The 22,980-nt window shown below is 64.7% G+C and carries 16 protein-coding genes; 4 read left to right on the top strand and 12 right to left on the bottom strand.

Translation table 11 applies throughout. From position 1 onward, the window contains the following. Positions 1–81: 81 nt before the first annotated feature. Positions 82–1,044 carry an SOS response-associated peptidase family protein gene (locus tag SB822_RS12295; protein ID WP_410854781.1) on the bottom strand — a complete coding sequence of 321 codons (963 nt, stop codon included), beginning with the start codon at positions 1,042–1,044 and terminating at the stop codon, positions 82–84. Positions 1,045–1,259: 215 nt separating this feature from the next. Here SB822_RS12295 and imuA point away from each other — a divergent pair, with 215 nt between their 5' ends. The 3 genes from imuA to SB822_RS12280 all read left to right on the top strand — a co-directional run bounded on the left by imuA (position 1,260) and on the right by SB822_RS12280 (position 2,502). Then, entirely contained in the window at positions 1,260–1,967 is a 708-nt protein-coding gene (gene imuA, locus SB822_RS12290) for a translesion DNA synthesis-associated protein ImuA (RefSeq protein WP_410854847.1), read from the top strand. Between the two features lie 31 nt (positions 1,968–1,998). Continuing rightward, on the top strand, positions 1,999–2,208 hold the full coding sequence (locus SB822_RS12285; protein ID WP_410854780.1) for a hypothetical protein: 210 nt from the start codon (positions 1,999–2,001) through the stop codon (positions 2,206–2,208). 75 nt (positions 2,209–2,283) lie between these two features. Further along, entirely contained in the window at positions 2,284–2,502 is a 219-nt protein-coding gene (locus tag SB822_RS12280; RefSeq protein ID WP_007576688.1) for a hypothetical protein, read from the top strand. 381 nt (positions 2,503–2,883) lie between these two features. Here the strand turns inward: SB822_RS12280 and SB822_RS12275 are convergent, their stop codons facing one another. Further along, positions 2,884–3,120, bottom strand: a complete 237-nt coding sequence (locus SB822_RS12275) for a hypothetical protein (RefSeq protein ID WP_079492602.1) — start codon at positions 3,118–3,120, stop codon at positions 2,884–2,886. 537 nt (positions 3,121–3,657) lie between these two features. Here SB822_RS12275 and SB822_RS12270 point away from each other — a divergent pair. Continuing rightward, the gene (locus tag SB822_RS12270) at positions 3,658–4,164 is read left to right on the top strand and encodes a hypothetical protein (RefSeq protein ID WP_079502636.1); all 507 of its coding nucleotides are present in this window, start codon (positions 3,658–3,660) and stop codon (positions 4,162–4,164) included. Positions 4,165–4,428: 264 nt separating this feature from the next. On the opposite strand, the gene SB822_RS12265 is transcribed toward SB822_RS12270, so the two are convergent. The 10 genes from SB822_RS12265 to SB822_RS12220 form a co-directional block, all read right to left on the bottom strand. Further along, positions 4,429–4,617, bottom strand: coding sequence for a hypothetical protein (locus SB822_RS12265; RefSeq protein WP_079502637.1), 189 nt, complete (start codon positions 4,615–4,617; stop codon positions 4,429–4,431). Between the two features lie 1,008 nt (positions 4,618–5,625). Continuing rightward, positions 5,626–5,940, bottom strand: a complete 315-nt coding sequence (locus SB822_RS12260; RefSeq protein WP_007576680.1) for a DUF4148 domain-containing protein — start codon at positions 5,938–5,940, stop codon at positions 5,626–5,628. 770 nt (positions 5,941–6,710) lie between these two features. Continuing rightward, positions 6,711–10,370, bottom strand: coding sequence for a S8 family serine peptidase (locus SB822_RS12255; RefSeq protein ID WP_410854779.1), 3,660 nt, complete (start codon positions 10,368–10,370; stop codon positions 6,711–6,713). Further along, positions 10,370–11,962 carry a hypothetical protein gene (locus tag SB822_RS12250; RefSeq protein WP_410854778.1) on the bottom strand — a complete coding sequence of 531 codons (1,593 nt, stop codon included), beginning with the start codon at positions 11,960–11,962 and terminating at the stop codon, positions 10,370–10,372. The genes SB822_RS12255 and SB822_RS12250 overlap by 1 nt, the downstream gene beginning before the upstream one ends. Positions 11,963–11,975: 13 nt before the next feature. Continuing rightward, complete coding sequence (locus SB822_RS12245) at positions 11,976–15,572, bottom strand: hypothetical protein (RefSeq protein ID WP_410854777.1); 3,597 nt, start codon at positions 15,570–15,572, stop codon at positions 11,976–11,978. Positions 15,573–15,579: 7 nt separating this feature from the next. Beyond that, complete coding sequence (locus SB822_RS12240) at positions 15,580–18,135, bottom strand: hypothetical protein (RefSeq protein WP_007576672.1); 2,556 nt, start codon at positions 18,133–18,135, stop codon at positions 15,580–15,582. A 6-nt stretch (positions 18,136–18,141) separates the two neighbouring features. Next, a complete protein-coding gene (locus SB822_RS12235) occupies positions 18,142–20,412 on the bottom strand; it encodes a DUF6603 domain-containing protein (protein ID WP_410854846.1) in 2,271 nt (756 codons plus the stop codon). 351 nt (positions 20,413–20,763) lie between these two features. Next, complete coding sequence (locus SB822_RS12230) at positions 20,764–21,276, bottom strand: CPBP family intramembrane glutamic endopeptidase (RefSeq protein ID WP_410854776.1); 513 nt, start codon at positions 21,274–21,276, stop codon at positions 20,764–20,766. Positions 21,277–21,391: 115 nt separating this feature from the next. Further along, complete coding sequence (locus SB822_RS12225) at positions 21,392–21,823, bottom strand: hypothetical protein (protein WP_007576667.1); 432 nt, start codon at positions 21,821–21,823, stop codon at positions 21,392–21,394. Further along, the gene (locus SB822_RS12220; protein WP_007576666.1) at positions 21,820–22,764 is read right to left on the bottom strand and encodes a LysR family transcriptional regulator; all 945 of its coding nucleotides are present in this window, start codon (positions 22,762–22,764) and stop codon (positions 21,820–21,822) included. The genes SB822_RS12225 and SB822_RS12220 overlap by 4 nt, the downstream gene beginning before the upstream one ends. Between the last annotated feature and the right edge of the window lie 216 nt (positions 22,765–22,980).

Raw genomic sequence — 22,980 nt, 5'->3', positions numbered from 1 at the left:
GGACGCTCAGCGTCGAGATATACCTTCATGGTGTCGAACGAGCGATTGAAAAACGGGATTGACTAAGGTGTGAACCGCGAATCACGCGGCAAGTCGGTGCTCATAGTATGGTCGTTCCTTGTCGTCAAGAATCGCGTACAAGGCAGCAACATCCTTTGGGTCTGGGTTCAGCCATGCGTCGATATGCTCTTCTTTGATGGGCACAATGCATCGGTCATGACCGGCCGCAGCAATTTCCTCGGGCGGCTCGTCCGTAATTGCAGCAAAAGACAGCAGGTCTGGCTCACCAGGAGCGGACCAATGCGACCACAGACATGCCACGAACATCGGTTGGCCGTCGCTCGGTCGGAATTCCAGCACCACATTTTCGTCCTTCTCACCCTCAGCAAGCTGACGCCCTTCCATCTTCGCGCGGCTCACGTTCTCGTAGAACACATCGACGACGAGGATGCCGTGCCGATAGCCAAAGAGAGGCTTCCAGAATCCACCCAGGTTGTCGCGACGCGCGTTGTAGGTGCCCGGATATTTGATGTCGTAGTTCGCGGGCTTTCCGGCAATGCGGCATTGATAGCGCATCGGCTTGATGACGCGCTCGCCATCTTCAACGACGAGGACGGGTGCGTAATAGCCAGGATATATGCGTGAGTCCTGAGGTTTCAGCTCTGTGCGCTTGAGGTCATCAATGCGCCTCAGCGTGGCTTCGATTTTGTCAGTCGCAATTCGTTTGCCCGCTGATGCCGCCTTGGTCACCTTCTTTTCCAGCGTGCGCTCTGCGTCTGCAAGCCGGGTACGCTGCTTGAACAGCTCCTGTTCGAGAGCGGAATTCTGGGTCTCATTGAACCAGCCGATGGCGCGCCGGATTGCATCCGTTGCGGCCTCGTCCGCCTCCAGGAATGCAACATCAAGCGCCTTTGGGACTTTAATCCTGGAAGCAGCCTCTGCCCTATCGAAATAGAGTTTCGCGAAGTCCTCGATGCTCGTATGGGCACCGAACATCCGAACGTATCGACGGTAGTTCGCCTGAATTTGCGCGCTGTAGCACATCAAACTCTCCCAAAGACAAATATCCAGCCGGCAGGACGGTCATACGGCCAGCCTCCGCGTACACCCGCAACGTGCATCTGCCGTTTGGCGACGGATCGCGCAAATAGTTGAGTCCTTTTGCCGCTCCTATCGCGTAGCTCAGCGTCGGCGCTAGCACCATGATACTGGCAGAAAATCCAGGCTATACTGTATATCCATACAGTAATTATCTGACCATGGACAATGCTCGCACCCCATTACCGGAGTCAATCCACCCAGCGCTCTGGCGCGCATCGCAGCTCGCGCGCGGTCGCGTGTCAACCGTCGACACGGGGTATCCGGTCTTGTCGCACGAGCTGCCTGGCGGAGGGTGGCCTATTGGGGCGCTCACCGAAGTCCTGGCGCAAGCACTGGGTTCAGGAGAGATACGGCTGCTCGCCCCGGCACTCGGGTCACTGAAGGCGCCAGTGGCCCTGGTTGAGCCACCGTGTGCCCCGTGTGCACAGGGTCTCGCGTATTCAGGCATTCGGGCCGAACAGGTTCTCCTGTTGCGTGCAAAGTGCTCAAACGACCAGCTATGGTCGGCGGAGCAGATTCTGAAAGCGAGTACATGCGGTGCCGTCCTGCTGTGGCAGACGCATGCCCGCGCAGATGCGCTCCGGCGCCTGCTGTTGGCTGCTCGCTCGAGCACGTCACTATTCTTCGTATTTCGGCCCATCCGCGAGGCATCAGATGCGTCTCTGGCCGAGCTGCGAGTTGCGGTGCGTCCCGCCGAAGAAGGCGTGAACGCGGACATCATCAAGCGCAAGGGCCCGAAATTCGAAGGCGACCTGACTGTAAATGTGCGGCCCGAGGCAGCGCTCATGAGCGCACGCGCTCGGTCGCGCCGAGCGGTCTTGCCGTTTGAAATCGAAGCTCGAGCAACCGGCGATGCATTCGCCTGACTGCGGCGATTCATCCAAAGGAGATTTCATCATGAGAGCGGACGAGTGGGTTCGAGAGGCTGAGCGAGAGTCAAGGCTCGTCGACGCGCTGTACAAGGCGCGCTACGTCATTTCGTTGCACAACGGCATGACCGTACGGTGTGACGGTGAGGAATGGGCGCTGGACTTTGGGCAGGAGCTGAAAATGATTGACGCAGCGTTAAAGACGGCGGGAATTGACACCGGGCGCCTGAGGCAGTAGATACTTGCAGATCCACCCGAACTGAGGCAATCATTGTGATCGTGCACGGCATGGAGGACCTTGAGAGGTCGACAGATGCAAACTGAGAAATATCGCGGATACACGCTGTGGGGCCACGCCATCTTGCAGCAAGAAGACATCCTGCGACGGGGGCGATTCGCAGGAAGCGGCACAATCATGCGCGACACTAAAGTCGTAGAGGTGTCTGGAGTGCTGGGCGCGTTCGAGACTGACGAAGAAGCTCAATCGGCAGGTCTTTCATGGTGTCGCGCGTGGATTGATAGCCATGGCTAACTCGTATCGTGGCACGTCGAACCAAATCGAACACAGTAAGCCACACGCTGGCCGCCTCGCGGGCACTCCTTGCTCGTCTGGAAGCAATGGGGCAGGGACAAGGCCTTTTCGACCGATCCAACGCCCGCGTTGCTCAACGATGTCGGACTACAGTGGCCATTCGCGGGGGCGAATGCCCTAGCGAGTTCTCGGCCATTGCCGACATTCGGCCATGCTGGGTTCTACGTCAGCAATGCGGCCGTTTGCTGACGGTGGCGAGATCGAGCAGCCGGAAGGCAGTTTCCCCTAGCGGCAAACTCATACTCCGCGACCCTTCTCGGTCATGGGATTACTGTAGTTCTGGTAACGGCTTCGGCTTACGACGGGCAATCAGCTTGATCATCAACGCACCCAGAAATCGGGCTCCCTCTTCGCGTCGCTGTTGAGTTGCGCCTTCTGCCAGTCACCGGTCTCGAGCAGGAAGCCGCCAGGTTGCTTACCTTTCTTCTGCAAGTCGTTCACATAGGCTAGCCAGCGGTAGTGGTGATACACCGACAGAACGTGAGTGGCATACCTGATCGGAACAATCTTTACCCTTGACCAAGCTGAGAACATTTTTGACACCGTCAGCGGCTTCATGGTGCTGATGCTTGTCTTGAATGCCGCACGTCACTTCCATCTAGGTGTTTTAGAGGACATGTAGTAAGAGCAGTGAGCAATAACCATACGGGCTGACACGCACGGCGCTTCCACTCGGAAGCGGTTATTTTTGGGGAAATTGCCCAGCTCCCCTTGCCTCTGACGACTCAAAAATTGTGCCACGAAACCGGCGAACGCCACGCGCGTAGGAGCCGCTGCACCCCTCGGTGGCATCAACATATCAACCGGCCCTCACGAGCGGTTCCTGGCCGTCTGCCGGAATCCATAGCGGGGCATTCCCGTGTCCGTCCTTCCGGTGAGTCGTGCGAACGATGTGGAATTTCTTGCGCGGCACGAATCGCGTCATTCCCGTGACAGGAAAATGCCAGGACTGGCCGCCGGCAACCTGAACAGAGCCTCTAACTGCGGCGTTTCACCACGGTCTGCGGCATCTGCGCAGTCCTATCGTTAACTCGTAAGAACACCGGCACGCCCGGAGAGCCGCAAGCAGGTGTGCACCAACTGTCGGAGAGAGAAATGATGGAACTGCTCAAGAAACTGCTCTATAGGGTCCGGCTGCTGAAACCGCCCGTGCTCGTCAAGGCGATCGAAGTGTCAACGGTGAAAAACGCGGCAAGGCACAGATTCGAAGCCCTTCCGCCCGGCGAGGAAAAGAAAGCGGCTTACCGTGAATACATCGCGCACTGCGCGGAAAGTGTAGCGGCCTGGGATACGTACTTTGCCGAGTATCCGAGGGTGAAGCCGAAGTTCAGAAGCAAAGAGGAACTGCTCAAGTACGTGCTGAAACTCGTGCATATTGCCAAGGAAGAAAAACTGGCGAAGGAACACCACAAGTCCGTCGCGGTGGCGCATTACAAGGCGATGGTCGTAGCGCAGAAGAAAGGCGCCGTCACTGAGGATGTCGTGCTCGCGGCCAAGGCGGCACGGGAAGCAGCCGAAGCAGCATGGCACGACGAAGTTCGAGTTTCCGAGCAGGCGTGGGAGAAGTACCACGAAATCAAGGAAGAACTCGCTGCTGCCTGACGGGAGCGGCGAGGACCGGCGCAAGCTCGCGCCGAAAACAAAAAACCCGCTCGCAGGCGGGTTTGATGGTGTGACGGTTTTTGCCGGATTTTCGCGGCCAACGCCCACATAGCGCCCAAATTCGACGAAAAACCCGGTGGCGAAAATGGCCTGAATCGCGCAACGCCTTACTGCACCTAGTTGCGGGGGTAGGATTTGAACCTACGACCTTCGAGTTATGAGTCCGACGAACTGCCACACCGCTCCATCCCGCTGAACTCCTCATCAGGGTCTCGTACGGTTGACGGCCACGATTTCGTATCCGGGGTCGGCGTGCTCGTTCGCGATTTTGTTCGCTTCCTCATATGAGAGAAAGGCCGTGGCTTCCTTAATCTCCGGCGCCATGCCGATATCGCCGTCCTCTGCGGTGCAGAGGAACTTCTCGCCAGTCTTCACGACGTAGACGGTCGTCATGTCTCCCTCCATAGCTTGCAGGGGAACTTTCAGTCTAGCAGGTCAGAATGGTTGTTGCTGCCGATGCAAAAGTGAACCGGTTGCCGACACGCCGTGATCGGGTCACGAGTTCACCAATGCCGCCCATTCCACGAGGAGGTCGACATCAAGGCGCTTCACGCCAATCTCGGCAACCGAAAAAAAGAGTCGGCAACAGCAACCAGTGACCCAGTGGAAGCGATTGCGATAAGTTTGTTTTGCATAGCGTATCAATGACGAATCCTTGCTGGGCTCACGCCATGGCGGACGGACCCAAGGGTGGCGGGCAGGGTCCATAGCGCTTATTCCCACGCATTTGGAACCATCCATCCTATGTGAAAGTTGAGCGAATCGACCCGCTATCGAATCAGATTTCGCGAAACACCCGACAGTCGAAAGTGCAGTATCACGAGTGGTCGGAAGGGACACGCTTCAGACAGATGTATGTCTTCGATTTCAGTGGCCATCAAAATGTGACCCTGTCGCAGAGCCGATCGATAGGATATGAGCGCCAGACTTCGTGCCCAGAATATCGCGAGAGATACGCCAAAAATCACCGCGATCCGAAAGATCGTCGTTTCGAAGGCCGACTCCGGTACATTGAATAGTCCCATCACCGCAAGAACGCTTGCGTCAATTGCGATCGCGGCTAGCGAGGCGACCATCAGGTGTGCCCTGATCGATTGAATCGTTCTGGAATCCAAGTGTTGTCTTAATGGGCGTCACGAGCAGGCATAGCAGCGGCGGAATGTAAGCGAGACCACAACGTCGCGCTCCGAGATGCGATGGTGTCGAGCGGGGCAATAAAATTGACGGTACCGCCGTTGCTGCCGGTCGTACGAGTGCCGGGCACGGAGAAAATGTTGGTGCGTTACCATCAAAGAAAGGACGCGGCGTGGAACAGCGTGCCGCGCGCTTCAAGAGTTCAGGCTAAGACGCGTCCCTCTTACGCCGGACCGGGTCCGGCAGCGGCCGGCAGCATGACGTGCTTCAATGGTGATCGTAGACCGGCTGCGCGTCGTTCAGCGCAAGAGGCGCGCCGGCCTGTGAGGCGCCCGTCGGCACGCCGCCGACCGACGCCGCCTCGGGCGTTTGGCGTTGCGCCGCGACCTTCGCCTCGGCCGCCTGGATGTCGGAGGGATAGTACGGATCCTTCGCTGCTGGACGATAACCGGCTTGTTCGACCCGGACGAGATCGGCTTGTACCTCGGCGCGAGTCACCGGCGCGGTTGAGGTTTCGGCAAACGCGAATGTAGATGCGCTCAGCGCGCAGGCAATCAGTACGGCCTTGACCAGTGCTTTCATGATGGTTCCCCTTTGGGAGCGTAGCGGCCACATTCACCATGAACGCGACCTTGAGCCTCCCCATCGGCGTCGATGAGTAGTTCCTTCATTCTCGGCAGTGGTGCCTGTCCCGATGCTGACCCGATCATTACATGATCGTTATCTTTCCCGGCCGCCAGACGCGCATGCCGCCACTGAGCGCTAAGCGTATTCAGTGAGGCAAAAGTCTTTCCGGCGAATCTTTAGAAATTCCGGTAATGGCGGATCTGTGATTCCCTTCGCGGGAGGCGCCTCCCACGAGAGCGCGGCCGGTGGACAGAATCTGCCGAGCTGCGAATGGGCGGAAAGCAACGTAAAGCCGTCACACCGTTGCCGATAGCTGAATGTCGGCTAAGGCCGACATTTCGTCATTTTCCCTGTTGCAGATGCAACGACCGCTTATCGAGCGAAGTCGCCGCTTGAATCGCCAAGGAATCGAATGAGCGAACGAACGCGCATGGCTGCTCCGAGACGCGACGTGTCGGCTCACAATTAACAATCGCGGTCCGCGAACGCACGAGCGAATACAACAAACCCGTTACGATGGCGCTGCGCAAGAATCGTCATCTTGCAAGGTCTGTTTCTATCGCCCTCGATGGACAATTGATATCTGGCCGATGACTTCCATTTTTGACTTGATAACTCGACCGAAGCGATCCCGCCCGTCACGCTCCCGAGCACACTCAGACGCGCACACGGCTTCCAGCACACCATTCTCCCCACCCTCTCCTTCGTCAAACCAACACATAGCGCTATACAAAATCGTCAGGCAAAGGATAAAGACCGCTCTCGTCGGGCACATCCAGAGGCGCGTCCACAGCCCATTCGGCACACACCCGCGCGGCCGCCTGAAACACTAGCGTCGACTGCCTGTCCTGATCGTCTGCATCACTGAACGATTGATCGGCGCAATGCTTCAGCCACAACGCCAACTGGCTGAACCGCTTTGCGTCGTGTTGCGCATTGATGCCAGCAATGTAGCCATTCGAATCGAACAGATGCGAAATCTCGACGAAATAGATCAACGCCGCCTCGGCCAGTTGATCCGCCGGCAGTGACAGCACGGCAAGGCTCCCTGGCGTGCCCGCAAGTTCCTTCAGCACGACCCAGTGCACATGTCGCGCGGTCAGTTCGGAAACGAATGACCGGAACACATTCGCACTCGGGCTACCCGTGGCGGAACGAGCCTGCGCCAGAGCGGTGTCGGCGTACACCAGCGCATCCGTATCGGCCGTTGCCCGCAGTGCTTCGAGAGCAGGTGCATTGCGCGCGTGCGTCAGTTCGTGCACGAGAACGCCCTGCAAGGTCGCGGGCGCATGCGTGCCATCGACACGGCGCACGATCGTTTCACGTCCGAGAATCGTCGTGTCGTTCACGACAATGAACGATTTGATCGTGCCACCGCTTGAGAACATCATCGTGACTGCCGGATTGTTCGAATCGGCTGCCTGGCTGAAGAGCGTATCGGCGCTCATTCCGCGCTGCATCGAGTCGGCGGTCCGCGTGAAGCGCTCTTTCAGATCGTCCAGGCGGCTGCGCGCGACGATCCCGAGAAGCGCTCCCGAACTCAGAAGCGCCAGCGCCGAGCGGCCGAGCATGTGTCGCCAGGAATCGAGCGGCGCATGCAGGAGCGACGCAAGCTCGAGCGCGACGAACTGTTCGAGCCGATGTTCGACGACAAACGGGCTGAATTCGGCGAAGGTCGGATCAAGTCCCGGCGGCTCGAACAGCAGGTCGGCGTCGAGAGCCCGCGTCGTTCCCGGTCCGACGACGGGATCATCAGGAACGAGGCCTTTGTCCGCCTTGTAGACCGTCACGGCGGCGCCCGTGTCCAGGCCGAACACACCATCGGCACCCGTCGGACCCACAGGCTGTCCAAGATCGATCAGGGCCTGCTGAAGCCGCATGACAGGCAGGCCATCTTCGCCCGCCATCATGCGGTGCTCGCCAGCGAGGCACGACCGCAGCACGGGATCGCCCGTCAGGCGCGCGGAGCGCAGCGGCGACGTCTCGGTGAAGTCCGCTGGTTCCGCCAACGGGGACAGCGGAGCGAGCGCGGTCCATTCGAGCCCATTGGCCGACAGCGCCGACCGGATCGTCCCGCCGACGTCGACCGCGATCGCCATCACGCCCAGATCGATCGACACCGCCGTGACCCCGCCGAGCGGGCTGATCGCGGTATCCGAGACGATCGGCAGCAGCGGCGTCCAGTCGCCGCCGGCGATGGCGCGTGTCGCGGCACGCAGCACACGTTCGGTGTCGACGGCGAGGACCACGACGCGGTTGCCAGCCAGCGCGAGAGCGAGCGGCCCGAGCGTGTCGATGGTCGCCTGCACGTCGACGACGACCGGCTCGGCGATCGTCTGCGAGGCGGGATCGATGTCGATCGCCCGCAACCAGCCCTCCGAGCCAACCGCCGCGGCAATCAACCTGCCGCCGAGCGCCAGCAGTGCCGGCCGCGCGCCGGGCTCGAACGCCACGCCGCTCGGGTCGGTGACGGCTCCGCTCCAGCCCGTCCCCACCGTCGCGAGGACATTGCCCGTGTACCACTTGAAGCTGCCGCCGTCTTCGATCGCGACCACGTCGGCACTGCCCGCGCCGCGCGAGACCAGTACGGGCCCCGTGACACGGCGATAGCTGGCTACGAAATCGAGGACCAGCGGCGCGCTCATGCCTGCCAGCAGCGTTTGCAGGTCGCCGACGAACACGACGAGCCGCCCTTGCGGATTGGTCGCCGCCAGCAGCAGCCGGTCCGGTGTCGGCAGCGCCACCGCGACCGCGCGCCCTTCCGCGACCAGCCCGGTTGCGACCACCGGCTTCGAAACATCGCCCTGTTGGCCCAGCGAATCCCAGAACATATGCTGGATGCCGCCCGCGCCGCCGAAGAACGCGTCGTGCCGCAGCCGTGCGAGCGGCTGCGTTTCCACCGTCGAGATCGCAGCGGGTTGTGCGGCGACCAGTTCGAAGCGGTCGTTCGGCGGGTCGGCCGCGAGCGGCCGTCCCCAGCCGGTGAAGAAGGTCCAATGCCGCCGCACCATCCGGTTGTCGGCGTCGAGATGGACGATGAACAGCGCGTCGCCGCCGGACGTGGCGCCCGCCACAGGCAGCACACGCGCGAGTCCTTGCGCGCGGATGATCTTGCGCAGGTCCGGCATCGCGCCGATGCGCGCGCCGAGCGGATCGTCCGGCAGCACGCCCAGCGACGCGCTCCGGAACAGCCGGCGCACGTCGGCGGGCAGAAGCGTCCCTCCCGTAGCGGCGCGCGTCATCGACTGCAGCAGCGCTGCGCTCGCAGCAATAATCGCCGATGCCCCCGACGTGCCGCTGAAGCTCTGATAAGCGTTGGGCGCGCTGGCCGCCGGAGCGCGAATCGCGGCGCCCGCCGCAAAGCAGTCGACCCGGCTGCCGAACGACGAAAACGTGCGCGCCCATTGATCGGACGGCGGGCCCGAAAACTCACCCGCGCCAACGACGATCGCACCGCTGAAGGTGAGCGAATCAGGCCGCGTGTGGGCCAGGAAGGGGAACTGGTCCAGGTCGACGCCGCCGTTGCCCGCCGGCTCGATCACCGTGATGCCACGGCCCACTGCGATGCCGATGGCCGCCTGCACGGCGGGATCGAACTCCACCAGGATGGCCGGCTCGGGTGTCGGCGTGAAGGGCAGCGCGCCCTCGATCAGCAGGACATCGCCGCTGGAGAGGTTTGCGGTGGCCACGGCGATGGCTGCGGCGCGGTTCGCTACCCCGCCGCGATCCTCCGTTACAAGGTCCACGGCCGCGCCGGGCGCGATGCCGATTGCCCCGACGCCGTTGTCCGAGCCGGCCACGATGCCAACGACGCCCGTACCGTGATCGACAAGAGCCGATCCGAACACCGACAGCTTGCGCACCCGCGCGCCGATCAGTTCCTCGTGCGTCAGAAGCCAGCCGCTTTCGATGTCGGCGACACGCGCGCCGTCGCCAGCCCCTCCGGCGACGTCCCACGCATAGACGGCATCGACGCCGTTCGGCGACGGCTGGATCTGCAGCGTGCGCTGCGCATCGGGGTTTGTGCCATACGAAACAGGCAGGTACGTCGTGTCGCGCACGCCGGCAAAGCGCACCATCGGCAGCGCACTCGCGGCTGTGGCGAGCGCCTGTGCTGCGGCGTCCTCGCACGGCAACGTGAACCACACGAACGGGTCGGGCGGTTCGTTGCCGGCAAGGCGCACAGCATCCACGAGGTCAGCCAGTTGCTCAACGGGCAGGCTATCGAACAAGGGCTGCAGGCTCAGGCCGGGAAAAGCCGCGAGCAGGCCCTGCCATGCACCGTCGAAAAGAGGATCGAGCTGAGGATCGGCGAGCCCCGCTTCGGCGCCCGCGATATACGGCAAGCCGAGTCCATCGATCAGTTGCACGTCAACGAAGGCCATCACCCGCCTCCCCGCTTCGAGACCGCGTTCTCGGCGAAAACGTCGAACCGCAGGTGCGATGTCGGCGGCCCGGCCACGGGCGCCGCGCTGCGCTCGACCCACAAAACCGGTCGGCCGGATGTGTCGCGCGCGAGCATCGCGCGCCGTCGCAGCATGACGCCGTTGCTGGGTATCGCGCGCGAGGCGAGCGTGTGCCCGCGTCCAAGGCCCGCGCCCGACGGGCCGCCGATCAGGCGTGATACGGGGCCGGGACGGGGCCGCGGATACATCCCGGTGAGGTCGGCCAGCACGCCTTGGCGCCAGCCACCCGAGCGCCCATCTCCCGCGCCCGGATCATTCGCCGTGCTGACGACCGCGCCGCCTGGCGTCGGATCGCCGATACGAATCCGCTGATACGGATGCCAGCCATCCGGCAAGGTGGTGGACGGCAAATAGCGAAATTCGCGCGTGCCCGTTCGCGTGCCCTGCGCGAGCGCGGTCGACGTATCGGCGCTCGCGAGCACTTGCAGTCCATCCGCGCGCAACTCGACGGCCCACGCGAGGTTGGCGTCCTCATCGACGCCGATCAGCAGTTCGTCGAGCGCAGGGCCCGTCAGCGGCGCGACAGCGACCGGCCAGACGACGAGAGACGACTCGGCCAGCCCGGCTGTGTGGAACAGCGACCACGCGTCGGCGCCGCTTGCGCTGGGTGCCGACAGATTCCAGGTCTCGCCGAAGCTGTCGCGCACCGTCACGCCTTCGAGCGTCACCAACACCCCGCTCGACGGATTCTGACTGGGATCGGCGGGTGGACGGACCGGGAAGGTGAACCAGTCGTCCGCATGCGCGAGCACCGCATCGAGCAGCAGCATGGTCGGGAAATGCGAGCGGTCGGGCGCGAAACCGCCGATATCGACGGCATGGTCTTCGAGTTGCCACCACCGCGGCTGCGGCGCGCCGGGGTAATCGAGCCGGCCCGGAATCACTTCATGCGGATCGGCGGGTGCGACGGCGCGCGTTACGGTCAGTGTTCCAGGCGCGCCGTCCACGGTGAACCACTCGACATCGCCTCCCAGATGCTCACGCACCTGCAACACGGTGCCCCCCGCCTCGAAGCGCGCGTCAAAATGCAACTGCGATGATGACCAGCGGTCGGCAGCGGGCGACGGAACTTCCGCCCACATCGTGTGACCGGCCAGATGACCGGCGAGGAACACGGCGCGCCCGTCCACTTCGTCAGCCAGCGCTTCGTACGGTGCCGGCAGGCGGCCCATCTTCAGGCGCCCGATCACCGTCGCGTCGAGCAGCGGCGCTGCGGCGCGCCCGAGCCGCACGCGGCGGCCAATCGTCCACCAGTCGCCCGGTTCCGCCTCGAGCAGTGCCTCGGCTGGAATCACCGTGGGATCGAGGTCCGGCCGCGCGCGGTCGTAGCTGATGGGAATGTGCAGCGGCGCGCAGCGCACGGCCACGGGCGACGATGCATCCTCACCCTGGTGCTCGCCCAGTTGCCACTGGCGCGACAGAAACCACACAGGATCGGCGACGCGCGCACGCAGCCCCTCGTCGCTGTCCGCGCGACGCGGCTCGAGAGCAAGGTAGAACGGATCGCTCATCGTGCACGCTCCTTCACGCGGGCCAGTTGGCGAGAAACGACAACGGCGAACGCGCACTTACCAGCGCCGTCGACATCGCGTGCGGCAACGATGCGGCGCTGTTCTGCGCAGGCACGCGCGCGTGGGCCATTTCGCGTGTTTCGAGCACCACGTCGAGCAGGCCAGCGTTGTCCAGCCGCTGTGTCAGATCGGGCGGCACCGCGACCAGCACCGCTTGCGGCGCACGCGATTTCGGCGCATTGAAGCCGAACGCCGCCGTGGTCGTATGACGGCGGCTCGGGACCGATTCGCTCCAGCCGTCGATTGCGGCAAGCGCCACCTTGCTTCCAAAACTCGACAGCCCCGGACCATACGCGAGCACGACGGGGCCCGTCGCATGCCACGGGTCGGTAGATCCACCGGGAGCGGCGATGGCGCTGGGCCATGCCGGCTGTGCCGCATCGAGCTGACGCGCCTCCAGCGCAGCCAGCCGCGGCCGCACGGCGGCAACGATTTCGAGCCACTCCCGATCGAGGCCTGGGCGCGAGCGCAGCACGGGCAATACGGCGCGCGGCACGATCGGAATCACCGGCAGTTCCGGACGGCCGGCCAGCGTGCGCAGCGCGCGCCGCACGTCGGCGGGCGGCAGCGACGCTGCCGTCTGAAGCCGATCGGCCAACGCCGTGACGATCGCATCACGCCGCTCGGCCGTGCCGGGCCCGGCATCGGCGGAACTGGTCGGCGGCGTGGCGCTCAGATCGATGTTCCAGCGCGCCGCCGCGTCCGTCACGGCCTGGCTCGCCCCGGCGGCGGCGGGATCGAGCGCCGCGAGTGCGTCGTACGCGGACTGCGCGAGCGCAACGAGCTGGACGAGCCGCGCGCCGAGATCGGCGGCGATGGCCGCGCGCAGGTCGGCATCGGCCGTGTTGGGCAGACCTTCGTAGGCGCCGCCCGTGAGCGAGGCGCTCGACGCGCCCTCGTCCGTTCCTCCGAGTATGGGAGCAAGCGCAGCATCCCACGTCGGATCGGCGACGGCGGCCGGGTCCGCATCGGGGCCGACGGGCGTGGCGGCGGCAGGCAGAAGCACCCATGCGCTGACCCTGACCGTGGTCGCCTCGCGCGGCGTGCGGATCGCACGCAGCTCCGGCGGCGCGCCGAGGCCGGCGGCCGCTTCCATTGCGGCGTTGGCAAGATCGGCATGGCCGGTAACGAGCGCGTGGACGCCATCCGCCACGAGCAAGTCGGCGTAAGTGTCGAGCACCTCGTCCAGCGGCGCGAGACGCGCGGCGAGATCCGCGGGCAGTCCCGCGGCCAGCGTGCCGTCGCGCGCCGCGGCCAATACCTTCTGACCGTCGCACACGCGGCGCTGCTGCTGATCGGCGGCCAGCGGATAGGTTTCCCGCAACGTACGGACTACGTCCCAGTCGCCCGCAACCCTTTCGACCTCGAGTCCCAGCGCCTCATACGGATGCACGCCCAGCCGGACGCGCTCGGCCAGTGCAGTAGCCGCGCGCACTTTCGCACTGTCGAGATTGAGACGCCACCGGTCGATCCCCGGATGCCGGACGGCCGCGTCGCGCAGCAACGCGGCCGTCATGGCCTGCGCGGAGGACGGCGCGTGCAGCAGTCCTGCCACGGTCGGTCCCGGTGCCAGCGTGCCGTCTGGCGCAGCGTCGAACGGTGCGGGCGCATCGACCCAGCCGTACACGCCGAGGCGGAATGGCGCACGCGCCGAGATCAGCCGCTGCAGCCGACGTTCCGCCAGACCCGTGAGCCACGGATCGGCGCGAAAGGCCGCAGTATCCAGCGCGGCCAGCGCGGCGCGAAACAGCGGGCGCGCCATCCTGTCCCACAGATCGGCAATCACCTCCAGGGCCTCTTGCACATCGGCAAAGCGCTGCGCCAGCACCCGGCCCGCAGGATCGTTCGCGGTCCGAAGCGTTTGGACGGCAGCGTCGCTGCCCGCAAAAAGCGCGTCGCGATACGCCGCCTGGTCGTCCCAGGCGAGCGGTTGCCCGAGACTGATGGGTAGGCCCTGCTGGAGCCGGCGGAAGGCATCACCGACGATCGCGCGACCGGCGATCAGCGTCTCGCGCATCAGATGCCCGACCAGACCCAGTTCGGCACGCAAGCCGAGAAGCAGCTCCGGGTCCATCGTCGGCAGGCGCTTCAGGAGTTCGATCTTCTCCTGTTCGTCGCGCGGCGGGCCGGGAATGGCGCCGCGTCCGGGTGCGCGTCCGACGGGATGCAGCGGCGAGGGCACACCGCGCAGCGCGTCGGCGGCCGCGTCGTCCCATTGATGATCGAGCGGCGGCATGCCGTGGGAAAGGCGCAGCGCCTGCAACTGGTAGAGATCGGCCGTCGCGCGCACGCCCCAGTAGCGGCTCGGCGCATGCAGACCGAGCACGCTCAAGAGGCCGCGTGAATCCTGACCGTTCACCTGCACGCGCGCCGCGCGATTCGCGCTGGCCGTCGCGCTCCGCCACGGCAGCGCCCAACTGCGGACACGGCTTTCGATCGCGGCGAGCGCGTCGCCCGGCTCATCGATCCAGTTCGCGAAAGCGGAGGTCGGCAGCAGACCATAGGGCTGCTCCCCCACCCTGAATGCCGGACGAGGACCTTCGACGGCGAGGTAGCGGATCGCCCAGCGCGCGAGTTCGATTTCCGTCTCGCCCGCGCCCGTCACATCCCGCAGATACCGTCCCCACAGCGCGGGCCAGAACCCCTGCACCGCCAGCGACCCCGGACCGTAGTAATCAAGCTCGCCGCCGAGCATTGGCAACGCAGCGGGTGCAACACGGCCTGTCAGGCCGCTCAGCACGGACTCCGTCGACATCTGGTCGGCGGCTTTCGCATGCAACAGCGGATAGACCGTTTCGGCATGCTCACCAAAGTCCGTGGTCGGCTCGCCGGCGACGGTGTTGGTCGGCGTGCCTGGCGCGAGCACCGCCATTCTGGCCGACGCGTTGTGCGCATCGACGAGTTCAGCGGCATCGGTCTCTCCGATTCCGAGCACGACCAGCGCGTCCAGCACGGGCGGCACCGCGCCCACATCGATGTCGATCCCGAGACCGACCTTGACGGCTCGCGGATACGAGAGCCACCAGGTATCCGGCAGCGAGCCGCTCGCAAGGCCACCCGCCGTGAACTGTGCGAGATCCATGTCCGCGGCGATGGCGGCGCGGTCCGGCGTGAGCGTTGCAGCCAGTTGCCGCGTGCCGTCCGCGTGGGCGAACCAGACGTCCATCTGTTCGGGCAGCCCCACGGCGCCGTACACTCGGAACGACGTGTGGCCGGTTTCGCCCGTGCGATCGAGTGCGCGCTGCCCTTCGCTGTCCGTGATCACGTGCTGACGCCACAGTGGGAGCGCGCGGCCAGCGCCGACGAAGCCCGCGAACAGGCCAAACGCATCGGCTTCGGACAATGGCGCCGGCCCCGCCATGCGGCCGATCGCCTCCGCGAGCCTGTCGAGTTCGTCCGTGGCGGGCGGCGCAACGATGCGGGGCACCGAGAAATCGTCCGGGTAGACGCGCAGCCGCAGCATCCACTGCGCGACGCCATCAGTACGTTGCTCGGGCGGCACGAAGCGCGTCTCGAGCCGGAGCGGGGCAAGCACTTCGACCGTACTCATGCGCGCCTCACGCCGGATCGTGTAGAAGCCGCCCGATCATCACGCGCACGGGTATCGCAAAACGGCGGTGAGCGTAGTCGGCGGAGTGGACCTCCGAACCCGGCAAGAGCGGGTCTGGAGCATGATAGAAACGGTAGCCGGCGGGCGGCTCTTCGAGCACCACCCAGTAGTCGAGCAGTTCCTGCGGCTTGACGGGAAAGCCGAAGAAGGTGAGGTCGCGGCCGATCGTACCCGTGAAGCTCGGGTCCACGCGCTTGTTCAGATCGAGCGCAAGGTGCGGGGCCGGCGCGGTCCAGTCGTTCTCCTGCTGGTACAGGTAGACCACCGTCGACGGGTAGCGGCGAAACAGCGTCGTGCGGAAAGCGACGACGGCCTCGTCACCCGGATGATCCGGCGGCAGCAACGCTGCGCTGCCGAGCGGGTCGGCGGCCTTCCATTGGCGGATCGGCACGATGTCCAGCACGCTGCTCTTGCGCTGCCAGAACTTGCGCAGCGGCGACCAGCGTGTGACGAGCGGAACGTTGCGCCAGCGAAGCTCGGCGCTCGCCTGATGATTGGCGCCGACCAAGTACGATTCGACGAACACGGGGTTGGTCCCGAGCGCGACCACATCGCCGTCGAGCAGGTCGCCTGCCCCGGGCAGCATCCAGTCGGGCGCCCGTTCGGACACGAAGCTCCAGAGCGGAAGATCGAGTTCAGGCTCGATCTCGACGGGACCGATGTGCTCGATGCCGGGCAGCGTCGCCAGCACGCGTTCGACGGCAGGCGGACGCGCCACGGTGGGGTCGATCGCTTTGGACACGATGCCGGCGAACGCGTCGAGATCGAGCGTGCGACAGGGCTCGTGCGCCGCATGCTCGTTCATCCAGCCGTCCCACTCGAGAACCGAGGGGTCCGGCTCCGGAAACGTTCGCGTGGCGAGGAAGCGTTTCACCGCCTCGAGATCAGGCTTGCCGCCGGGCCCCGCGGCAAGCGCGCGGAGCGCCGCGGCGACGGCGCCCGGACCCGGGTGCGAACCGAGGCGCTGCAGGACGGCGTCGGCAAGGCCCATGTCGCCGCGTGCAGCCTCGACGATCGCCTGCTTGACGGCTGCATCGGGGTCGCGCCCGGTCGAGTGGATGCCGGCGGGGTCCGCTCGGTCGTCCGGGCATTCGTTGGCGGCGGCGATGACGGCCCCGAACGGCGCACGGCCATCCGCGGACAGCGCAGTGCGCGCGGGACCGGGCCGCAGCGCGCGCCGCGCCGCCGACGACAGCAACGCGCGGCTCAACTGCGGGGTGCGGCCGGCGACTTCGTCGAGTGCGGATCGGCCAGCCGTCGTCAGCAATCGACCCAGCGAAGACATCAGCACGGCGATACGCTCGGGCGAATCGGCCGGCAACCGGCGGCGCCACAGCGAACGGCTCACCTCGACACCCAGCGCCACATGACGGATGCGGCCGGCGGCAATCGCGAGGTCTCCCGCCTTCAAGGCTGCGGCGGCGCTGATCCTGTCCTGCCATTCGACCGCGTTCCATGCTCCGAGGCCGGCGGCGCCGCGCAGCCGCGGATCGTTACGGAGCTGCGCAATCCAGCCGTTATCCACGGGATCGTCAGGTCCGTTCGCATCGCCGAAGGGCGCGTCGTAGCGCGGCGAAGTCACGACGGGCCGACCGTCTGGCGTGACGATCCGGCGCGCAAGCGCCGCCGTCTCCAGGACGACATCGTTGGGCGGCGCATCGTCGGCGGGATCGGGCGGGTCGCCCGGCACGCGAGGAAGGCGCAGTGCGCCCGCCGTCTGCAGCTGGGTCGTCTTTTGCAGCGCGGCGCGGCTGGCGTAGCTCACCTGCGCGATGCCGAATGGCTTGCCGCCGGGCTTTGGGACGAGCGCGGCCTTGTGGAGCTTGCGCGCCAGATCGCGGAAGTCCCCTGCTGGTCCCGTACGAAACGACCACCAGTCATAGAGCGCACACGTCACCGGCCGGGTGCCGTCCCACGCGTCGTCGCCCGATGCAGTGAACGCGGGCACAAGGCAGGCGACATATTCCGTGTCGTCAAGATAATTGCCCGCACCGGCAGGCGTCGGCGCCAGCAGCCGCGCGACCGTCGCGTGCCCCGCCACCTCATGGACGTGCGCCCACTTCAGCGATTCGCCGAGCCGATGATTGAACTGCGCGACGAGCCCCAGCGTGACGCGGCCATCGGGACGCAGCACGATGTCGTTGGCCGATCGCTGGCCGACCACCAGCACGAGCCAGGGACGCAAGCCATTCGCGCCGGCGAGCTGCGGCGTGTAGCGCCACGGCAGGTCGACTGCCGAAAATTCCACCAGGGCGAGCTTGGTGACTTCGGCATTGCTTGCAAACGGCGCGGGAAAACGCCGCGTGATCGCGCCCGCTGCCAGCCGCTCGACGTCGCCCGGGCCGAACAGCTCGTAGCTCGCATTGGCGATGGCCCGGTTCGTCGCATCGTTGAGATCGACCAGCTTCACCTCGGCCTGGCCCCGCAGCCTGCCGCCGCCGGCGGCCGTCGCACCGGCTCGCAGCGCCTTGTCGAAGTGGGAATAGAAGTTGTTGTTCGCCATGATTCGCTACACCGTGGCGAGGTCGACGGGTGCCGCCACATCGCTGGCGGCAAGCGCAATGCCGCCGCGATAGCGGGCAGACTGATGCGCTGCCGTGGCGCTGCCGAAGACTTCGCCGGTGTTCGACGCGCTCCATTGTTCCGCTGTCGCGGTGATGACCGGCGCGACGTCGCTGAGGGCGGGCGGGCGCGCTGCCGCTCCCACCATCGCGGACAGCTCGCCGAGCGGCGTCAGCAGCGTCCACGCGTGTTCGCGCACGATGCGGCTGCCGACAATAACGATCTGCTCGACCTCGCGGTCCTCGGGCGTTCGGTTCGCATTGAGCAGCGGATCGGCCAACGAGAGCACGCGGCCGGCGGGCAGCACATCGAATGGAGGCCGGTTCAGTGCTTCCGCCTGCGTCAGCGTAATGTAGCTTCCGGGGCTGAAGCGCTCGGTCACGTCGCCGCTTCCGCCGTCCACCTTCACGCCTTGTGGCCCACCCAGCGGACGTCCATCGGCACGGTCGATCAGCAAGCCCAGCGGCGCGCGGTGCTGCAAGACCTGCAGCGCGCCCGTCGCCGGCACGGCCGCCAGTCCCGGCGTGCCGGGACGCGGCTTCAGCACCACCTGCGCGTCCGCGATGCTCGCGCTCTGCACGCTCTGCGGCTTGCCAAGCTCTTCAGCGATGAGCTTCAGCAGGGAGACGGGCGCGGGCAGCGCATCGGCGGGCCCGCTGCCCAACGTGAAGGTTTCGTCCCAGTCCAGAGAAAAGAGGAACACGCTGATCGAGAGCGTGCCGCGTATCACGATGGGACCCGGGCCACCGATCATGCCTGACAGCGTGACCGACGCAAAACTGAAGCCCTCCACCGACACACCGAAACCCGCCGCGATATGCGCTTCGAAATGGAACGGGCGGAACTGGACGAGTGCATCGACCTCGACGAATCCATGCGCCTCGATGCCAAGCGAGATGGAGACCTCCATCCGCCCGCCGAATTGCAAGGTATTGGTCGTGAAGGCGAAATAGCCCTCGGTGCGGATGTCGATGATGGGCACCGGGTTGTTCACCGTCATGCCGACACGCCGCAGTGCCGGAAGGCGGGCCGGCTCCGGATTGAAGCCCGGGAAGAAGCCGCCCACGCTGACCACGAAGTACGCCGAGCTGCCCCAGCTGAGCCGCATCGCGCCGTCACCGTAGACCTCGAAGATGCCAAGCACGCTGCTGTCGACCAGGCTCGCGTCCACGCTAACCAGTTGCTCCACGGGATCGACGAGGCCAAGGACATCGAGCCGCAGATTGAGCAGTACGTCGAGCCCAGGAATCGCGATGCGGCCCACGCCGAGCACGGCCACACGGCCCGCCGGCAACTCGACGATCACGCCCAGGTCCAGTCCGAGCAGGCTCCCGGCCGGACCGAAAGAGAGCCACGCAAGCTTGAGCGTCGGGCCGACCAGATGCGTGCCGGGCTGGGCGGGGAAGAACCCGTCGATCGCCGTCACGAGCGACAATGGCGACGCGGGCGGCTTCACGGCGAACAGCACATCGCCGGCGCCGCCCGTGCGCACGGCCGCGCGCAATGCCTCAGGATCGAGGCGGCGGTTGACGCCGACAATCCCACCGACGCGGTCGAGCGAGAAGCCAAAGGACAACTGGACAGGCGGCAGGAATTGCACGCCGAGGACGGCGAGGAATGACGGCTGGCCGTTGATGGTCGCGAGCACTGCGGATGCAGTCACCTGCACGGCGCCAAGCGGCAGTTCAAGCGTGCCGCCGAAGCCGCCCGCCGCGGGCAGTCTGACCAGCGATCCGCCGCCCGGTCCCCCGCCGCCGAATGGCGACGCGATGCTGGCCGCAACCTCCCCGACCTGGTAAGGGCCAATCGTGACCGGGTCCGGCGTGCCAACCAGGTCGCTAAACTCGGGGGGCTGGATAACCAGCATCGACGAGGCGACTTCGAGATGAACCGGGCCAAGGTCAACGCTGCCGTGGATGCCCTCGGTGGACAGCTTGCCCAGATCGTCGGCGAGCGCGGCGACCCCCGGGATGTCCGCGAGAGGACCGAGGAGTGCCTTTGACAGCGCGGCGCCGAAGGCGTCGCGGGCTGCCTCCCATTGGGACACAGCCATCTTCCATTCGGCGCTGGTCATCGAGCCAGCGGACCGATCGGCCAACGCCGCAAGTTCCGTCGCGGCCTGGAGGAGCGAGGCAATCCGGTTTGCCGGCTGCGTCCCTACAGCCGAAAGCTGCGTGCCCAGCTCGGCCGCATACTGGTTGATCTCGGCGCCGGGCATGGACACGTCACGCTCCGGCCGCAGCGCCGACAACGGAAACGGAAAACAGCACCGCGGGAGGAACCGGCTTCACGACGACCTCTCTCTTGTTGGCTACGCGACTGTCATTTCAAGCCCGGCGCTCTATGCGCCCGCGCGACTGTTCCCTGGAAGCGCGGAACGAACGCCCCGACAACTGACGATAGGCAACTTTTCGAGTATTGCAAGCTGAATGCAAACATCGTTCGGGCCAGGCGCGGGAACCGAACCAATCACGTCAATTGTTTTATTTCTGGGGATACCCTGAGGGCTCGTACGTGAGTTCGCGTAGCTACGGGGCGGAAGAAAGACACTCGTTCGCCCGCGCTATTTTCACGGCAGGTAATGGACAAGCGCAATAGAAATGGCGTTTCGCAACGAATGAATCAACGCGACCATCCAGAAGGCCCGGCCCTGACGCATTTGTTCGACTACGAATACATAACCCAGCACGATACCAATGGGAAACGTCGTCAGCATGTATTTCCAGCTATAGGTATGCATAGCCGCAAAGAGCGCTGCCGACAACACGATCGCTGTCCAAGGGCTGACACCTAATCTCTTGCGAAGTAACGTGATGCATCCCCACTGGTTGAATGCGGTTTCAGCCAGAGGTGCGATCAGGCAACCGAGAATCAAGGCAGAGACGATGCCGCGTGAGCCTAGACCCGGGCCGCCAATCTGCTGGTCCGGGAAGAACACATCAGCAACATAGTCGAGCGGCAGGGGCAACAACTCGGTGGCTAACAACGCCAAAGGAATCATTAGCCACGGCGGTATATTCAGTCCGAGTTCGAATAATGTATCGCCGGTAAATGACGATGACCCCGCATCTGGTGATCGCATGCTCTATCCCGTCTATTCTAGTTATTGACTGCCCAATACCTCGGCATCGCATTTTACATTGAGAAGGCCTTATAAAAATCCATAGCTGGCGAGCGTGTATTTGCGCTGCGTGCGATCAATGGTAAGTAGTCTTGGACGACTGGAGCTTCGTCAACACGCCGCTTTTGAACCGGAACCAGCCTTGCGAGCTTTGCATCACGACTTCGTCAGGTTGCCAGAACACGCGCTTGACCGTCATGCGCTTACCCGAGCGCTGCACGAGTGGCGGTTGACGGCGAAAGTCGTACAGCACCGGGCCGGAATCGGTCTGCACAAGCGCACGCGTGACAGTTTGACTGGCGTCGTCGAGGTCATCGAAATGCGTGAGCGTGTTCGCGCCGAAGCGATCGAAAATAACCTTGTCGAGCATCCCCACGTAATCGCGGTCTACACGCGAGAATTGCAGTGTGCCCGCGGGCGTGACGAACGGGCCGGACGCGTTGCTTTGCGCATGAACGCAAGTCGCGACAAGGCAGGCTGCGAGCGCAGCGAGTAATAGTCGTTTCATCTTCTTCCAGATTCTGCGGTAGCCCCGACAACAAGGCACGGTCCAATAAAGTCGAGCGGTTCATTTTTTAGTTCGGTCGCGATGAACTCGACAAACGCACGCGCTGCGAGACGGCTGGCACGCCCCATCGGAAAATAGGCATGCACGGGCAGTTCCGCCATTTTCCAATCGGGCAGCAGGTGCACGAGCGTGCCATCTTCGACTTGCGATCGACACGCCCATGATGTCGTCGACACGATTCCAAGGCCGGAAACCGCCGCTGCAAGCGCGCCCGCCGTGTCGTTGGTCGAAACATGCGGCTGCACGTCAACCGATGCGGTCTCGCCATCGCGCTCGAATTGCCATGAGGACACGTGCGCCCCGGCCGGGCCGCCTACGATGCGATGCGTGGCGATGTCCTCCGGCAACGCCGGCGTGCCGTGCCGCTCGAGATAGGCAGGCGAAGCCGCGACAACCCGATGCATCGTGCCGATCAACCTGGCCGTGCCCGCCGAGTCCGGCAGACTGCCCACGCGGATGCCGACGTCGACTGCTTCGCGAATCATGTCCTGCCACCGGTCGTCGAGCATGACCTCGACTCTGAGCGACGGGTGACGTTCTGTGAAGGCGGAAAGGCGCGGCAGCACCACGCAGATGGCCATCGTCGAAGGCATCGCAACGCGCAGCACGCCGCGCAATTCGCCCGTCTCGCGAACACTGTTCTCCGCGTCATCGATGGCCGCCAATATCGGCTCCATGCGGGCTAGAAACTCCAGACCTGCTTCCGTCGGCACCACTGCGCGCGTTGTTCGCGTCAGCAAGCGAGCGCCGAGGCCCGCTTCGAGTTCGGCGATCATTCTCGACACTTGCGATTGCGCCAGTCCGCATTCCCGCGCCGCCGCCGAAAAGCTGCCGAGCCGCGCGACGCGGGTGTAAAGCCTGAACGTAAGGACGTCCTTCAAGCTCCCTCCTTTCTCCAGCGGACAACAGGGCCGATTAACCGGTCCGGCTCGCATCAATGCACATCCAGCATAAATGTTAGCCGAATCCAGTGGCTACCGGGATTGAAGCGAAAACGCCAAATTGTCGACGTGGCCCGGCATCGATTGCCGAGCTCTGATCGGAACCACGCAAGGGCCCTGCTTCCGATGTCCCCACCGCCCTGCAACTGAAGTCTG

The organism is Paraburkholderia sp. SIMBA_054, assembly GCF_046534875.1.
GTDB classification, from domain to species: Bacteria; Pseudomonadota; Gammaproteobacteria; order Burkholderiales; family Burkholderiaceae; genus Paraburkholderia; species Paraburkholderia hospita.
This window is presented reverse-complemented; position numbering and strand designations above follow the sequence as displayed.

Coding starts and splice junctions, on each gene's coding strand:
- SB822_RS12295 (WP_410854781.1), bottom strand. CDS start 1,044: ATGTGCTACAGCGCGCAAATTCAGGCGAACTACCGTCGATACGTTCGG.
- imuA (WP_410854847.1), top strand. CDS start 1,260: ATGGACAATGCTCGCACCCCATTACCGGAGTCAATCCACCCAGCGCTC.
- SB822_RS12285 (WP_410854780.1), top strand. CDS start 1,999: ATGAGAGCGGACGAGTGGGTTCGAGAGGCTGAGCGAGAGTCAAGGCTC.
- SB822_RS12280 (WP_007576688.1), top strand. CDS start 2,284: ATGCAAACTGAGAAATATCGCGGATACACGCTGTGGGGCCACGCCATC.
- SB822_RS12275 (WP_079492602.1), bottom strand. CDS start 3,120: ATGAAGCCGCTGACGGTGTCAAAAATGTTCTCAGCTTGGTCAAGGGTA.
- SB822_RS12270 (WP_079502636.1), top strand. CDS start 3,658: ATGATGGAACTGCTCAAGAAACTGCTCTATAGGGTCCGGCTGCTGAAA.
- SB822_RS12265 (WP_079502637.1), bottom strand. CDS start 4,617: ATGACGACCGTCTACGTCGTGAAGACTGGCGAGAAGTTCCTCTGCACC.
- SB822_RS12260 (WP_007576680.1), bottom strand. CDS start 5,940: ATGAAAGCACTGGTCAAGGCCGTACTGATTGCCTGCGCGCTGAGCGCA.
- SB822_RS12255 (WP_410854779.1), bottom strand. CDS start 10,370: ATGGCCTTCGTTGACGTGCAACTGATCGATGGACTCGGCTTGCCGTAT.
- SB822_RS12250 (WP_410854778.1), bottom strand. CDS start 11,962: ATGAGCGATCCGTTCTACCTTGCTCTCGAGCCGCGTCGCGCGGACAGC.
- SB822_RS12245 (WP_410854777.1), bottom strand. CDS start 15,572: ATGAGTACGGTCGAAGTGCTTGCCCCGCTCCGGCTCGAGACGCGCTTC.
- SB822_RS12240 (WP_007576672.1), bottom strand. CDS start 18,135: ATGGCGAACAACAACTTCTATTCCCACTTCGACAAGGCGCTGCGAGCC.
- SB822_RS12235 (WP_410854846.1), bottom strand. CDS start 20,412: ATGCCCGGCGCCGAGATCAACCAGTATGCGGCCGAGCTGGGCACGCAG.
- SB822_RS12230 (WP_410854776.1), bottom strand. CDS start 21,276: ATGCGATCACCAGATGCGGGGTCATCGTCATTTACCGGCGATACATTA.
- SB822_RS12225 (WP_007576667.1), bottom strand. CDS start 21,823: ATGAAACGACTATTACTCGCTGCGCTCGCAGCCTGCCTTGTCGCGACT.